General features: G+C 39.8%; 15 protein-coding genes and 1 pseudogene. 11 read left to right on the top strand and 5 right to left on the bottom strand.

Annotated elements, in window-relative coordinates; all coding sequences use genetic code 11:
• Nucleotides 1-63: 63 nt before the first annotated feature.
• Nucleotides 64-1,260 (bottom strand): class I SAM-dependent rRNA methyltransferase, encoded by a 1,197-nt coding sequence (locus ACHZEU_RS02655; RefSeq protein ID WP_404803983.1) that lies wholly within the window; start codon nt 1,258-1,260, stop codon nt 64-66.
• Nucleotides 1,261-1,322: 62 nt separating this feature from the next.
• Nucleotides 1,323-2,240, bottom strand: coding sequence for an alpha/beta hydrolase (locus tag ACHZEU_RS02650; protein WP_048395703.1), 918 nt, complete (start codon nt 2,238-2,240; stop codon nt 1,323-1,325).
• Between the two features lie 160 nt (nt 2,241-2,400).
• Between ACHZEU_RS02650 and ACHZEU_RS02645 the strand changes: the two genes are divergently transcribed.
• The gene (locus tag ACHZEU_RS02645) at nt 2,401-2,877 is read left to right on the top strand and encodes a dihydrofolate reductase (protein ID WP_054549236.1); all 477 of its coding nucleotides are present in this window, start codon (nt 2,401-2,403) and stop codon (nt 2,875-2,877) included.
• Nucleotides 2,878-2,920: 43 nt separating this feature from the next.
• On the opposite strand, the gene ACHZEU_RS02640 is transcribed toward ACHZEU_RS02645, so the two are convergent.
• Nucleotides 2,921-3,556 (bottom strand): hemolysin III family protein, encoded by a 636-nt coding sequence (locus ACHZEU_RS02640; protein ID WP_115674432.1) that lies wholly within the window; start codon nt 3,554-3,556, stop codon nt 2,921-2,923.
• Nucleotides 3,557-3,831: 275 nt separating this feature from the next.
• Between ACHZEU_RS02640 and ACHZEU_RS02635 the strand changes: the two genes are divergently transcribed.
• The 5 genes from ACHZEU_RS02635 (at nt 3,832) to msrB (ending at nt 7,557) form a co-directional block, all read left to right on the top strand.
• Nucleotides 3,832-4,674: a DegV family protein gene (locus ACHZEU_RS02635; protein WP_404803982.1), complete on the top strand. Its 843-nt coding sequence runs from the start codon at nt 3,832-3,834 to the stop codon at nt 4,672-4,674.
• 400 nt (nt 4,675-5,074) lie between these two features.
• The gene (locus ACHZEU_RS02630; protein WP_404803981.1) at nt 5,075-6,004 is read left to right on the top strand and encodes a GDSL-type esterase/lipase family protein; all 930 of its coding nucleotides are present in this window, start codon (nt 5,075-5,077) and stop codon (nt 6,002-6,004) included.
• Nucleotides 6,005-6,008: 4 nt separating this feature from the next.
• Nucleotides 6,009-6,590: a YpmS family protein gene (locus tag ACHZEU_RS02625; protein WP_115674434.1), complete on the top strand. Its 582-nt coding sequence runs from the start codon at nt 6,009-6,011 to the stop codon at nt 6,588-6,590.
• A 12-nt stretch (nt 6,591-6,602) separates the two neighbouring features.
• Complete coding sequence (gene msrA, locus ACHZEU_RS02620; protein ID WP_048395693.1) at nt 6,603-7,136, top strand: peptide-methionine (S)-S-oxide reductase MsrA; 534 nt, start codon at nt 6,603-6,605, stop codon at nt 7,134-7,136.
• Complete coding sequence (gene msrB, locus ACHZEU_RS02615) at nt 7,129-7,557, top strand: peptide-methionine (R)-S-oxide reductase MsrB (protein ID WP_048395692.1); 429 nt, start codon at nt 7,129-7,131, stop codon at nt 7,555-7,557. Before msrA ends, msrB begins: the two co-directional genes overlap by 8 nt.
• A gap of 216 nt (nt 7,558-7,773) precedes the next feature.
• Here the strand turns inward: msrB and ACHZEU_RS02610 are convergent, their stop codons facing one another.
• Nucleotides 7,774-9,615 (bottom strand): methyl-accepting chemotaxis protein, encoded by a 1,842-nt coding sequence (locus ACHZEU_RS02610; RefSeq protein WP_404803980.1) that lies wholly within the window; start codon nt 9,613-9,615, stop codon nt 7,774-7,776.
• A 248-nt stretch (nt 9,616-9,863) separates the two neighbouring features.
• Between ACHZEU_RS02610 and ACHZEU_RS02605 the strand changes: the two genes are divergently transcribed.
• Both ACHZEU_RS02605 and deoD read left to right on the top strand, forming a co-directional pair.
• Nucleotides 9,864-10,082, top strand: coding sequence for a YozE family protein (locus tag ACHZEU_RS02605; protein WP_048395688.1), 219 nt, complete (start codon nt 9,864-9,866; stop codon nt 10,080-10,082).
• A 111-nt stretch (nt 10,083-10,193) separates the two neighbouring features.
• Nucleotides 10,194-10,901 carry a purine-nucleoside phosphorylase gene (deoD, locus tag ACHZEU_RS02600; RefSeq protein ID WP_404803979.1) on the top strand — a complete coding sequence of 236 codons (708 nt, stop codon included), beginning with the start codon at nt 10,194-10,196 and terminating at the stop codon, nt 10,899-10,901.
• A 106-nt stretch (nt 10,902-11,007) separates the two neighbouring features.
• Here the strand turns inward: deoD and ACHZEU_RS02595 are convergent.
• Nucleotides 11,008-11,931: pseudogene (locus tag ACHZEU_RS02595) on the bottom strand (beta-propeller fold lactonase family protein); the annotation flags it as partial.
• A 258-nt stretch (nt 11,932-12,189) separates the two neighbouring features.
• Here ACHZEU_RS02595 and ACHZEU_RS02590 point away from each other — a divergent pair.
• From ACHZEU_RS02590 to ACHZEU_RS02580, 3 genes are all read left to right on the top strand, one after another.
• The gene (locus ACHZEU_RS02590) at nt 12,190-12,414 is read left to right on the top strand and encodes a hypothetical protein (protein ID WP_279494896.1); all 225 of its coding nucleotides are present in this window, start codon (nt 12,190-12,192) and stop codon (nt 12,412-12,414) included.
• Nucleotides 12,415-12,483: 69 nt separating this feature from the next.
• The gene (locus ACHZEU_RS02585) at nt 12,484-12,642 is read left to right on the top strand and encodes a hypothetical protein (protein WP_279494897.1); all 159 of its coding nucleotides are present in this window, start codon (nt 12,484-12,486) and stop codon (nt 12,640-12,642) included.
• A 183-nt stretch (nt 12,643-12,825) separates the two neighbouring features.
• Nucleotides 12,826-13,233, top strand: coding sequence for a class I SAM-dependent methyltransferase (locus tag ACHZEU_RS02580; RefSeq protein ID WP_279494900.1), 408 nt, complete (start codon nt 12,826-12,828; stop codon nt 13,231-13,233).
• The last annotated feature ends 198 nt before the right edge of the window (nt 13,234-13,431 follow it).

The following is a 13,431-nucleotide window of genomic DNA, read 5'->3' as shown; positions in this document are numbered from 1 at the left end:
CTTAGGTAGAATCAACTTTTCCTTACATAAAAAGAATCACACCTTGGTGTGATTCTCGATTGGTTAGTCGATTTTCTGGATGAACACGACCTTCAGATAATTAAATTCAGGGTATTCACGTGGTACACGGAAATCCTTCGGTAAACCGTATTCCTCGACAATTTTATAGCGTGTACGAGTCTCTTTAAAGGCTTGGTCAATAAAGCCTTTGAACTTTTTCATGCCAAAGCTGGCATTATTTGTGGAAGCCACGATGATGCCGTTTTTAGCGGTAATGGCAATCGTGTCCTTTAGTAATTTAGGGTAGTCCTTTGCCGTTGAAAAGGTCATTTGCTTCGTACGTGCAAAGCTAGGTGGGTCTAATACGACAAGGTCAAACTGTAAAGCATGGCGTTGTGCATATTTAAAATAATGGAAGACATCCATGACTTTTATATCCTGTGCCTCATAATCAATATGATTGACACTAAATTGCTCAATCGTTTTGGCTAGACTGCGCTTTGCCACATCTACACTCGTTGTCTTGATGGCTCCTCCTAGAGCGGCTGCCACAGAAAATGCTCCTKTATAGGAAAATGTATTCAGCATGTCTGTATTGTTGGCATAACGCTCACGAATAGCCAATCGTACCTCACGTTGATCGAGGAAAATCCCTGTCATGGCGCCATCGTTTAAATGCACCGCATAGGTCATACCATTTTCCTTCACCATGATAGGAAATTCTCCTGGCGTGCCCATTACAAAATCATCTTGCTCGATATATTGTCCTTTGCTATCAAAGCGTTTTTTCTCATAAATCGCTTGGTAGTCTACTGTCTCAGCAAGCGCCTCATACACCACTTCTTTAAATGAATAAATGCCCTCACTATACCAGCTTACCATGTAGTAGCTGTTAAAAAAATCAATCGTAAGACCGCCGATGCCATCTCCTTCACCATTAAACACACGAAAGGCTGTTGTGTTTTCATTGCTAAAAAATGCAGCACGATTGTCGATGGCTTTTTTAAATTTTTTTATAAAAAAAGCTTTATCAATTGTTTCATTCGTATCGGTCGTTAGCACCCAGCCAATCCCTTTGTTTTGGATGCCGTAGTAACCTGTTCCAATAAAACGGTTATGATGATCCATGAGCCTGAGGAGTGTTCCTTGCTCAGCAGGTAAACGTCGTGCATCAACCGCATCCTTTGAAATAAGTGGGAAGCCTTTTTTTAATTGATCAGAAAAGGGCTGTTGTATTTGTAGAGCTATTGTTTGTGTCATAGTGTCATCCTTTAAAAAACGTTTTGCTCTATTATCGCACTGTTTGCGCGGGATAGCCAAACTTATTTCAGGAATTGCGCAATTTTTGTCACGGTTTCAATTGTTGCTTCTTCAAAATAATTCATTTTACTGAAATAACTATGGATTAAACCTGGCATTGTAATATGTTCCACTACCACACCAGCAGCCTTTAACTTTTGTGCATAGCTTAGACCCTCATCAAAGAGAACATCTGCCTCTGCAGCTATAATGAATGTTTTCGGCATGTTACGGACTTCCTCTAGCTGAAGAGGGGACACAAGTGGATTTGTGAAGTTTGCTTCCTCTGTATAGTGATGAGAGAACCACTGCATGGCTTGTGTATCTAAGCCGTAATCTTCACCATATGCCAGATAAGATACTGTTGAAAAATCGACATTTGTGACAGGATAGATGAGTGTTTGAGCGTGTAACGATGGTCCCTCGAGTGCAGTAGCTAAGTATGCAACTACAGTAGCCAAATTTCCGCCAGCACTGTCCCCAGCAACTGATAATCGACTTGCATCGCCACCTAAGGCTTCCATATGATCGTGCACCCATACTAAGCTATCGTAGGCATCATGTAAGGGTGTTGGGAAAGGATATTCAGGTGCTAAGCGGTAATCCACTGATACCACAATCGCCTGTGCCTGGTCTGCTAATAACTGGCAGCCTGCATCGACAGATTCTAGATTGCCATAGACCCAGCCTCCACCATGATAATAAACAATAACAGGTAAAGTTTTGCCGAGGACGGGCGTATAAAGCCGAACTTTAATTTGTTCGCCATCTCGCACTGTAATTTTGTGATCCTCAATGGATGCTAGCTTCGGTTTGTGTGCAGATTGCCATTGTGTAACCGTCCGCATGGCTCTCGCTTCCTGAGGTGAAACTTTGTAATAAGGTGTACCAGTACGCTGAGCTTCTAGATATTGAACAGCTTCTTTTCTTAAAGTTATCATCTTCATCATTCCTTTATTGAGAGGTTTGTTATTCCTATTATAAACTATTCATATAATTTTACTAGGATTTAGGTGTAACAAATGTTTATTTATTTAAAAATAGGTGAAATAAGCGCATTATGTTTATAATAAAAGGGACGAAAGTATTTGGAGGGACAGTATGATTTCTTTAATTGTGGCACATGATGACAATCACGTCATCGGATATAACAATGGGATGCCTTGGCATTTACCTGGGGATCTGCAGTATTTTAAACAAAAAACAATGGGCAAGCCTATGATTATGGGACGTAAAACATTTGAATCCATCGGTCGACCACTTCCAGGGCGACGCAACATCGTCATTACCCGTGACGAAAACTATCAGGCAGAAGGTATTGAAATTGTGACTAGCTTGGAAGGTGCTTTAGCGCTAGCTGGAGATGTACCTGAGGTGATGATTATTGGCGGCGAGCAAATTTTCCGTTTAGTGATGGAGATGGCTGATCGCTTGTATATCACCAAAATTAATCATGCCTTTCAGGGAGACACCTATTTCCCGAGCTATGAGCAAGATTTTGTTCAAGTCTCTTCAGAGGAGCCTGAAACAGCACCAGAAGGTTATACATTCCAATATCAAATTTTTGAACGTAAATAAACGAAAAAGCAATCGCTCCCTTTACAATGAGCGATTGCTTTTATTATAGATAAAAATAAACACACGCATACATGGAGGCACAGCCAGCTAGCACAAAGAGATGCCAGATTGCATGGTTATAGGGCAGAGAGCGCCATGCATAAAAGATGGCTCCAATCGTATAGAATAGCCCACCTGCTAGCAGTAAAGCAAAGCCATGTAAACCTAAATACAGATAAACGGGCTTAATGGCAAATATAATTAACCAGCCCATACCAATATAAAAAATTAATGAAAGTACTTCAAAGCGATTAATAAAGAAACATTTAAACAATACACCAAGCACAGCCAATGACCAAATAGTACATAGTAGCGTCAATCCAAGGGAACCACCAACGGCAATTAATAAAAACGGCGTATAGGTGCCGGCAATTAAAATATAAATGGACGAATGGTCCAAAATAGCGAAAAAGTGTTTATATTTTTCTGGCATACTGTGTAGTAATGTAGACATTAAAAACAGAATGATGACAGACGCACCGAAAATGCTGAAGGTTGTAATATGTAGGGCATTTCCTGTTTGTACGGCTGCTAACAGTAGAACAACCAGTGCTGGAATACTAGCAATGAAACCAATACCGTGTGTTATGGCATTCCACAGCTCTTCCCTCCATGATTTATAGTCAAATGAATCAACCATTTGAAACACTCCTTTCGTTCATACATTTACTATACCCCAATAATTTATAGATGAACATTTACATTAGTCATATAGTTCATATCAAAAATGTCATAAGCCTGTCATATTCTTTGAGGGGCATTGATAGACAAGAGGTAGGTGAAAACGCTATAGTATCCAAGGTAGCGTTTACATGCTAGCTAGGACAGAGCTTTGTCTAATGACAAATGTCATGTTTACATAATGATTCATTAGTCTATATAATAAATTTTAATGAAGTAAAAGGATGTGTCGAAGTGAGACGAATTCATATAGTAACTGACTCAACTTGTGATTTAACAAAAGAAGAAGTAGCACAACATGGCATACATATCGTGCCTTTAACGATTCAAATTGATGGTCAAACATATACAGATGGAGTGGACTTAGAGCCACAATCTTTTTTAGGCTTAATGAAAAATGCAAAAAATTTACCGAAAAGTTCACAACCAGCACCAGGTAAATTTAAGGAATTATATGATGAGCTCGGTAAAGATGGCGATCAAATTATCTCCATCCATATGACTGGTGGTATGAGTGGCACAGTAGAATCAGCTCGTCAAGCAGCTCAAATGACAGATGCCGATGTGACAGTCATTGACTCACGCTTTATCGCGATTGGTTTAGCTATCCAACTACGAGAGGCCATCCGCATGCGAGATGAAGACGCCACTGTGGAGGACATCGTGACACGTTTAGAAAAGGTACGAGACAATACACATTTATACGTTATTGTAGACACGCTCGAAAACTTAATCAAAGGCGGTCGAATTGGTAAAGGCACAGGCTTTATCGGTTCCCTCCTAAACATCAAAGTCATTGCCAATCTTGAAGGTGGCGTATACAATCCTGTGTCAAAGGTACGTAGTCATAAACAAGTAGTCAATTTTTTATTTAAACAATTCCAAGCAGATACAGCTGGAAAAACAGTTAAGGCAGTCGGCATTTCCCATGCAGATGGCCTAGTAACGATGGGCAACCCATTAAAAGCGCTGATCGAAGAAACTGGCTTTAACGATGTTGAAATTGCCTTTACATCTCCAATCATCTCGACACATACAGGTCCAGGAGCAATTGGTTTTATTTATTTTGCAGAATAACAGGAAGGAGCTACTACATAAGTAAATGTAGTGGCTTTTTTATTATACGTGGATCTACTAGCAGGATGAGCGGATTATTCAAAGATGAGCAGTTTTTGTTTAGCTGTGATCAGTTTTCGACTAACTATGAGCGTGAGCGGCTTCAATTTAATAGTGATCGTGTTGAACAGTAGCTTCAATCAAACAGTGATCACGTTGCCACCAAAAATAATCAGACATCCTACTAATTATCATCCCTTCTGCATAAAGGCACACTGTATAAACACACATTTTTCCATACATACACCTGAGGAAATTTGGCAAGCACACAAAATTATGGAGAACTAAGGGGAAGTCACTTTTCATTGCGGCATGAACTATTCTATAATAGAAGTAATAGAAAGGGATGGAAGGTGGTCAAATGGACATTTGGCGATTTATATTGTCATGTTTGACCGTCTTTGTACTAAGTGGTTGTGCAATATCAATCGATGAACCGAATCCGCAAGCAGAACCTGAAGGTGAGCAAGCAGGAACGGAGCAAGATATACCGCAGGATGAGCAACAAACAGAAGATGAGGAAAAAACATCTAAGAATATGTTGACGCAAATTTTTGAACATTTTTTTGAGCCATCAGCAGAGGATTTATCGCAAATTGATGAAGAACAAGCAAAGCAACTACATTACTTGGCACTGGGAGATTCGTTGACAGATGGTGTCGGTGATGAGTATAGTCAAGACGGTTATGTTGGAAGATTAGCAGATTCATTGCTCGCATGGCCTTCGATTTCGGATGTAGAGGTTGATAATCGGGGCAAACGTGGCAGACGCAGCGATCAGCTACTAAAATTAGTGAAAAAAGGGCATTATGATGAGGAGCTGCAAGAAGCACAGCTAATTTCCTTAACAATGGGTGGCAATGATGTCATGAAGGTCGTCAGGCAGGATTTATTTAACCTGAAACGTGATGCTTTTGATAAGGAATTACTGGCATACAAGGAACGTTACAGCAAAATCGTAGAAGGCATTCGTGCTAAAAATCCGACAGTGCCCTTATTACTCATTTGTTTTTACAATCCGTTTTCGATTGTAACCAATGAGGCGAATGAATTTGATACGATTATCACAGAATGGAATAATGTGATAGAGGAAGTAGCCAGCAAGGATTCCAATGCTTGTTACGTATCAGTAGAAGATTTGTTTGATTCAAATGAAGAGCTCGTCTATCATACAGACTTTTTCCACCCGAATGCAAAGGGGTATGAAAAAATGACAGAGCGTATACTAGCAGCAATGGAGCAGTGTGGTATGGAAAAAAAGATTAACAAGGCAATAGGCTTCGAGGAGTGACAAAATGAATAAATGGAAAGTCGCGTTTTTCGCCTTAGCGGGCACAGTGCTTTTTGGAATCCTCCTCGTCGTTTTTTTAGCAACTAGACCAGTGGATGGCGTCCATGTTGCGAAGAGTTCAGCAGGTGAAAGTGAAAGCAAAGGAAATGTACTCGTGGTGCAAACCACAACAAAGGAATTAGAATCGATCTCAAAAAAATACCTAAAGGATGCAGCGAAAGGCTCACCTTTACCACTTGATTTCACAATTGGGGATGATATTCAACTACGTAGCACACTGACGGTATTCTATACGGAAATCCCCATTTCCATGAATTTTGATCCTATTGTGGATGACAAGGGGAATATTATTTTAAAACAGACAGGCATGAATGTAGGGTTATTAAACATTCCACCAGAAACGACAATGAAAATCATGCGCGATTCGGTGGAATTTCCCTCATGGATTACCGTGAATCCGAATAAAGCAGAAATATATATTGATTTATCGCGCATTAACATTGCCTCTGGTTCACGTGTACGTGCTAAAGAGTTGGACTTACCAAAGGATAAAATCTTATTGGAAATTATTGTTCCTGGTGAATAAGGAGTGAAATAAATGACAAAGCAATATGCAACATTTGCGGGAGGCTGTTTTTGGTGTATGGTCAAGCCCTTTGACGAAACACCTGGGATTGATTCCGTAATCTCAGGCTATACAGGTGGACATGTTGTAAATCCTACCTATGAACAGGTTTGCTCGGAAACAACAGGGCATGTGGAAGCTGTACAAATCACATTTGATGATGAGTTATATAGCTACGAGCAGCTACTTGCGATTTATTGGACTTTAATTGACCCAACAGATGCAGGGGGTCAATTTTACGACCGTGGAGAATCCTACACAACGGCCATTTTTTATCATAACGAAGAACAGCGTGAGCTAGCTGAACGTTCAAAGTCAGATTTACAAGCGTCTGGCAAGTTTGATAAACCAATTATGGTAAAAATTTTACCAGCCACTACGTTTTATCCGGCTGAGGATTATCATCAACAGTATTATAAGAAAAATCCAATGCACTATGAGCGCTATTCGATTGGATCAGGTCGTCGAGCGTTTCAGGAGCAACACTGGGGGAACAAACATGAATAAGGAACAACGTTTAAAAGAACTAACAGAGATGCAATACTATGTCACACAGGAAAATGGCACAGAGCCACCATTCCGTAATGAGTTTGATGACCATTTTGCAGAAGGCATCTACGTAGACATTGTGTCTGGCAAGCCTTTATTCAGCTCACTCGATAAATACAACTCAGGCTGTGGCTGGCCAGCCTTCACAAAGCCGATTGAAAAAGAACAGGTAACCGAGCATTTCGATACATCTCACGGTATGCGTCGTGTGGAGGTACGCAGCAAAGAAGCGGATTCGCATCTAGGACATGTCTTCCCAGACGGCCCAAGTGAGCAAGGTGGCTTACGCTACTGCATTAACTCAGCAGCGCTTCGATTTATCGCAAAAGAAGATTTAGAAAAAGAAGGCTATGGCGAATACCTAGCACTATTTAAATAGTAAAAACCTAGCAAGGTAGCTCCTTGCTAGGGTTTTTTTATGGTCATGAGAAACAGCAGGTTAGAAGGATAGAAATCTAAAAGTGGAGRATAAACCTGAAAAAGTAGSGGATAGCATGCTGAAAGTGAGGGATAACCCTGCAAATTAGAAGGATAGCCMCGCAAAGTTAAGGGAGAACCAATAAAAAATTGGTTCTCCCTCTCTCTTTCAGTTCGCTTAAACTTTAAACTCGCTCACGAGGTTGCGTAGGCTATCTGCTTGTTGGGCAAGCTCAGTGGCAGCAGCGTTGATTTCCTGCATGGAGGCGGAGCCTTGTGTGGCTGCTGCCGCAGATGTCACAGTGTTGGCCGCGGATTGTTCTGCGTAGGCATTGACATGAATGAAGTCACTTGCCACCGCATTGCTATTTTCAAGCGTTGTTGCAATTTTATCTACCATGGCCGCGATGATTGACGTTGTTTCTTCGGTATGCGATAAAATGTTGGCTAAGGATTGATTTGTTTCGTTTGTTACTTCAACGCCTCGGATGACCGTTGTCACACCCTCATGATTTTGAGCAATAATGGATGTGACCTCATCTTGGATGGATGTGACAATCGATGTGACCTCTTTCGCTGCACTTTGGGATTGCTCTGCCAGTTTGCGAACCTCATCGGCTACGACAGCAAAGCCTCGTCCATGCTCACCAGCCCTTGCCGCTTCAATAGCCGTATTTAAAGCGAGGAGAGTCGTTTGCTCAGAAATGGCCGTGATCGTACCAATAATAGAGGTAATATCCGCAGATTTACGACCTAACGCCTCCACAGTAGATGTTGTAGAAGCCATTGTTTCTTCAATGGATTGCATGACGAGTGATGATTGCTCCACAGAGCGGCTACCTTCATCGGCTGCTTGCTGCATGGCGATAGAGGCACGATGGACAGCACTTGCTTGCTCATTTAATTGATGCATTGAATGCTCTAAGTCGCTCATTTTTTGCTGCGCACTATTCATACTGGAAATCGTATTGTCACTATCACTCGCAATATCTGCTGTCGCATCCGCAATATCCTGAATTGTACGCGCATTTTCATCTGCTAAGGACATTAGCTCCTGACTGCTGCTTGATACATGATCCGCCAACTCACTTACGCGTCGAATTAAGTTAGAAATCGACTCAATTAACGTATTTGTCGAGGCTGCAATAATCGAAAATTCATCACGATTACGCACATTTACACGTCTTGTCAAATCGCCTCCTGCTTGTGCAATATCAAGGATAGAGTCATTAATCGCTTGTGTATTACGTTTTAATGATTTAAATAGCATAAAGCCAAAAATTACAATCGCTAAAAAGCCAACGATTGAAATGAGAAAGAATGTAGTGATAGAAATATTTACCTGCTGGTTAAGCTTGTCTAATTTTGTTTTATTGGAATCGTCCATGACAGTATTAATGGTCTCAATGTTTTGATCGATATGTGTTTTCATTGTTTCCCCAGTAGCACCCATCATCAGTTTACGAGCCTGCTCAAGACCGAGCTCATCACGCATTGTCATGACTTTATCTGAATAATCAAGGTAATTTTTATAATATTGCTCGATTGCCTGCATATGACCGAGTTCCACTTGGCGATCTTGAAATTGATCTTGCAAAGCGGCTAGCTTTTTATTAATGGTATCTATTTTTAAATGATAAGAAGTAGAATAAATGCCGTTACCCGTAATTAAATACGATTGCTCTAAATTGGTCAGTCTAGCAATTTCATAGGCAAGTTGATTCACCGTTAGTTGCTCCTGCACATTTTTCTTTGTGAAATCTTCCATTTGGTGCTGCAAGTTTTGTATATTGACATAGGACAATATACCCGTAATACCGTTAATTACAATAAGAAGTGCAAACATAATAAGCACTTTACCCCGAATTAAATGGTAAAAACGTTGTCGTTTTTCTTTAATAGGAGGGGGATTTTTCCCAGTTTCCCCTTGTGTAGAAGCTTTCCTCTTCTTAAAAAAGCTAAAAGTAAAGAGAGACGGGCGTTTTTTCGCTGTACCATGGGTTTTTTTAGTCTTTTTCATCGCCATCACCTTCCTATTTTTTAAATAATCGATTTCAATTTTATCTTATTTTGCTAGATTTTTCTATCTTTATTTCTAAAAATTAAAATTTTTCAGATAAAATAACTATGACAAAAGTCAGTATCGACCATGAAAATAGTTCTAAAATCATAAGTGGGTAAAATATAGTAGTAGTGGAATTTATGACGAATGCTATTTTTTTTGATACACTAGCGAAAAGCCAATGCATAAAAAGGGGAATTTGTTCGATGAAGAAAAGTTTTTATTTATATGTCCTAACCTATCGAGGTGGCGATTGGTCTGACCCTAAAGTACGCTTTGCAGAGGAAGTGTTTCATGAGCATAATTTTCCAAAGCAGAGCACAGACTTTAATGAGTTGTCCGACTATATAGAAACCTATGCAACGGAAAACCTAACAATCCAGACCTTTGATACTTTGTGGACACTTTATGAGGAACAAGCATAATTGTACGAAAACTATAAATAATTTTGTAGTTGCTAGACGTCTAGCATTGCGTAAATGACAGAAACACAGTATTATTTATAGTGATAACTGACAGAAAAGAGGGATTGCAGTATGAGTATTCATATTAATGCAAAAAAAGGTGAAATCGCTGACACAATTTTACTTCCAGGAGATCCATTACGTGCAAAATACATTGCGGAAACATTTTTAGAAGATGTAATTTGCTACAACGAAGTACGTAATATGTTTGGATACACTGGTACGTATAAAGGGAAACGTATTTCTGTACAAGGAACTGGTATGGGTGTGCCATCTATTTCAATCTACGCAACAGAATTAATGCAAGAATATGATGTTCAAAAATTAATCCGTGTAGGTACTTGTGGTGCAATTCAAAAAGATGTAAAAGTACGTGACGTGATTTTAGCGCAAGGAGCAACATCTGATACACGTATGAACCAAATTATTTGGGGTGGTGCTATCGATTTCGCTCCAATCGCTGACTTTGATCTTTTATTAAAAGCATACAATGCAGGTAAAGATGCGGGTCTTAACTTACAAGTAGGGAATATCTTCACAGCGGATTTATTCTACTCAGATGAACACCAAAACGAAAAATTAGCTCAATACGGCGTACTAGCGGTAGAAATGGAATCAGCAGCTCTTTACACATTAGCGGCAAAATTCGGCCGTAAAGCACTTGCTGTTCTAACAGTAAGTGACCATATCATCACTGGTGAAGTAACGACAGCTGAAGAACGTCAAACAACATTCAATGACATGATGGTTATTGCGTTAGAAGCGGCAATTCAAGACTAAGCTAASYTWAGCYATAATTAACTTTATAAAGAATGCAGGCAACCGACAAAAAACAGCCCATTTTCTAAGATGGGGTGGAAGTAGTCGGTTGCTTTTTTTGGTGTAATTATAGACAGATTGTTCCAGTTTTGATACCAGTCGGCCCGTTAAATCCTGGGATTGTGGCAATTACCATGTTTGTTGCTATGTCGATGACAGACACCGTATTGTCTACTTGATTTGTTACATAGGCAAAAGTACCATCTGGCAAGATGGTTACTTGGTCTGGAGATGCACCTACAGGAATAGTTGCAATCACCGTATTGGTGGCTGTATTGATGACAGATACGGTATTATTGCCTTTATTCACAATGTAAACAAGCGTTCCATCAGGGGTAATCGCTGTTCCTACAGGTCCTGTACCAACAGGAATGGTAGCCACTACTGTATTGGTAGTGGTATTAATAACCGATACGGAATTGCTATTTTCATTTGTCACATAAGCAAATTGCCCGCTTGGAGTCAAAACAATGGATCTAGGACGAATTCCCACAGGGATTGTAGCAATCACCGTATTGGTTGCAGTATTGATAACAGATACTGAATTAGAATTCTCGTTGGCAACATAAGCACAGACACTGTTTGGCGTAAAGGCAATACCTTGAGGTTGTAGCCCTACTGGAATAGTGGCTGTTACGGTATTGGTGGCTGTATTAATGACCGATATAGTGTTCGATCCGTGATTGGATACATAAGCAAGTGCTCCATTTGGTGAAATGGCGACACCAAGGGGGTCAATGCCTACAGGAATGGTAGCGATTGGCAAGTTTGTGGCAGTGCTAAAAACCGTTACATTATCCGAGAAGAGCGCTGGAACATAGCCAAAAGCGCCATTAGGTGTAATCGCTACTTCTAGCGGAGCAGATCCTACTGGAATGGTAGCGACGATTGTGTTTGTTGCGGTATCGATTACAGAAACTCTATTATCAGGCGTTGCGAGCTGTCCAGCATCTGTCACATAGACTAGATAATGACAACTTGGTGGTATGGGTAAAATGGCGGCTTACATTTACAACGACAACAAGGACAACAACAGCGACAATGACAATTTGGATTTGACGTAAACTTGAATTTTTGAAAATATTTATGTTCTTTCCCCACACAGGACATCCTTTCAGTCATATATGGCTACTTTATGCGTAAAGAGCTAGGCTTGTTGTACGTTTACCTAGCCATTCTCTTTTACCATTTTTACTTGTTATTGGAATAGTTCTAAACTTCTGAGTACGGTTCTTCTAAAAAATGCAGTATGATGAAACTAAAAAGCATAGGAGACATGAAGATGTTTAGCTTGATTAAAAATGATATAAGATTCATTGAAATTGAAAAAGAGATTATGAATTCAAATAGGGACTATAATTTAATCGCATATGATAAAGAAGCACTAGGAAATGAGGATATTTTAGATATATTTAAAGACGCTGAGGAATTACAGATTGAGAGATACATAGTAAAAAAGGGGAAGAATATCTAGCCATATTGGATTACGGCATGTCAAGTCCTCGTCTATGCTAAAAAAATATATTTGACCTATGAAGAATTAATGAGAATGCAAAAAGTTAACTGTATTCAAATAGCGGTTCATTCCACAAATCAGCAAGCATTAACCTTCTGGACTTCACTTGGGTTTATTCAATTTGATGAAAGAATTTACGAAGGCAAAGGAATCTTCAGCTTTGAGAAGAAATTAGGAGAGGATTGAATAGCATGCTCACCTATGAACTTTTGGATACAAGGCTACTAGCTGATGAAGGAACAATAAGTCCTGTTATGCTGACAGGGCCGTTTCCAATGATCTCATTCCTACAGAGCCCATTGCCATTCAAGCAGATCAGCATAGTTGTCGAATAGGGAAATACCTGAATTGGTGCAATTGAGTAAGGCTTTGGCAAAAAAACATCATTTTGAACATTCCTGTACAGATGAGGTTGGCAGGCTCTTATCAGTTCTTGTTGGACAAATAAAAACAGGAAAAATATTGGAGATAGGTACTGGTTATGGTGTAGGCAGTTCCTGGATACTCTCTAGCATTCCTCGATCTATACATTTTATATCCGTCGATCATTCAAAGGATAAGATAAAGCTTATTAGTCAAAATATCCATCATGCCCAGGCAGAGTTTGTTTATGGGGATTGGAAAGAGATGATTCAAAGTGGTCCCTTTCAATTTATTTTTGCAGATGCGGCAGCAGCCAAAACGATTGAGGCTGAACGCTCATTTGACATCCTAGGCATGGGTGGCATGTTATTAATGGATGATTTTACACCTGAAGAGCATTTTCCTGAAGAGTAGAAAGGAAAGCCCGATAAGGTACGAGAATTTTGGTTAAATCACCCTCATTTAATGGCTACAGAGATATACGTAACAACTTAATCGTCTGCTATACTCGCTACAAGGATAAAATAAATTTAGAAAGATGCTTTAGGAGATTTTCCAATTCATATAGAATAAAAAAAATAAAGTATGACCGCTTCAAAATAGAAGCTCTCT

The organism is Lysinibacillus sp. S1 (assembly GCF_044986265.1).
In the GTDB taxonomy this organism is placed as follows: Bacteria; Bacillota; Bacilli; order Bacillales_A; family Planococcaceae; genus Lysinibacillus; species Lysinibacillus capsici.
The sequence above is the reverse complement of the archived record's forward strand: the minus strand, read 5'-3'. Positions and strand labels throughout refer to the sequence as shown.

What these genes read in the sequence shown, in the direction of transcription:
- ACHZEU_RS02650 (WP_048395703.1), bottom strand. Translation starts at nt 2,240, where the DNA reads ATGATAACTTTAAGAAAAGAAGCTGTTCAATATCTAGAAGCTCAGCGT.
- ACHZEU_RS02645 (WP_054549236.1), top strand. Translation starts at nt 2,401, where the DNA reads ATGATTTCTTTAATTGTGGCACATGATGACAATCACGTCATCGGATAT.
- ACHZEU_RS02640 (WP_115674432.1), bottom strand. Translation starts at nt 3,556, where the DNA reads ATGGTTGATTCATTTGACTATAAATCATGGAGGGAAGAGCTGTGGAAT.
- ACHZEU_RS02630 (WP_404803981.1), top strand. Translation starts at nt 5,075, where the DNA reads ATGGACATTTGGCGATTTATATTGTCATGTTTGACCGTCTTTGTACTA.
- ACHZEU_RS02625 (WP_115674434.1), top strand. Translation starts at nt 6,009, where the DNA reads ATGAATAAATGGAAAGTCGCGTTTTTCGCCTTAGCGGGCACAGTGCTT.
- msrA (WP_048395693.1), top strand. Translation starts at nt 6,603, where the DNA reads ATGACAAAGCAATATGCAACATTTGCGGGAGGCTGTTTTTGGTGTATG.
- msrB (WP_048395692.1), top strand. Translation starts at nt 7,129, where the DNA reads ATGAATAAGGAACAACGTTTAAAAGAACTAACAGAGATGCAATACTAT.
- ACHZEU_RS02610 (WP_404803980.1), bottom strand. Translation starts at nt 9,615, where the DNA reads ATGAAAAAGACTAAAAAAACCCATGGTACAGCGAAAAAACGCCCGTCT.
- ACHZEU_RS02605 (WP_048395688.1), top strand. Translation starts at nt 9,864, where the DNA reads ATGAAGAAAAGTTTTTATTTATATGTCCTAACCTATCGAGGTGGCGAT.
- deoD (WP_404803979.1), top strand. Translation starts at nt 10,194, where the DNA reads ATGAGTATTCATATTAATGCAAAAAAAGGTGAAATCGCTGACACAATT.
- ACHZEU_RS02590 (WP_279494896.1), top strand. Translation starts at nt 12,190, where the DNA reads ATGATGAAACTAAAAAGCATAGGAGACATGAAGATGTTTAGCTTGATT.
- ACHZEU_RS02585 (WP_279494897.1), top strand. Translation starts at nt 12,484, where the DNA reads ATGAGAATGCAAAAAGTTAACTGTATTCAAATAGCGGTTCATTCCACA.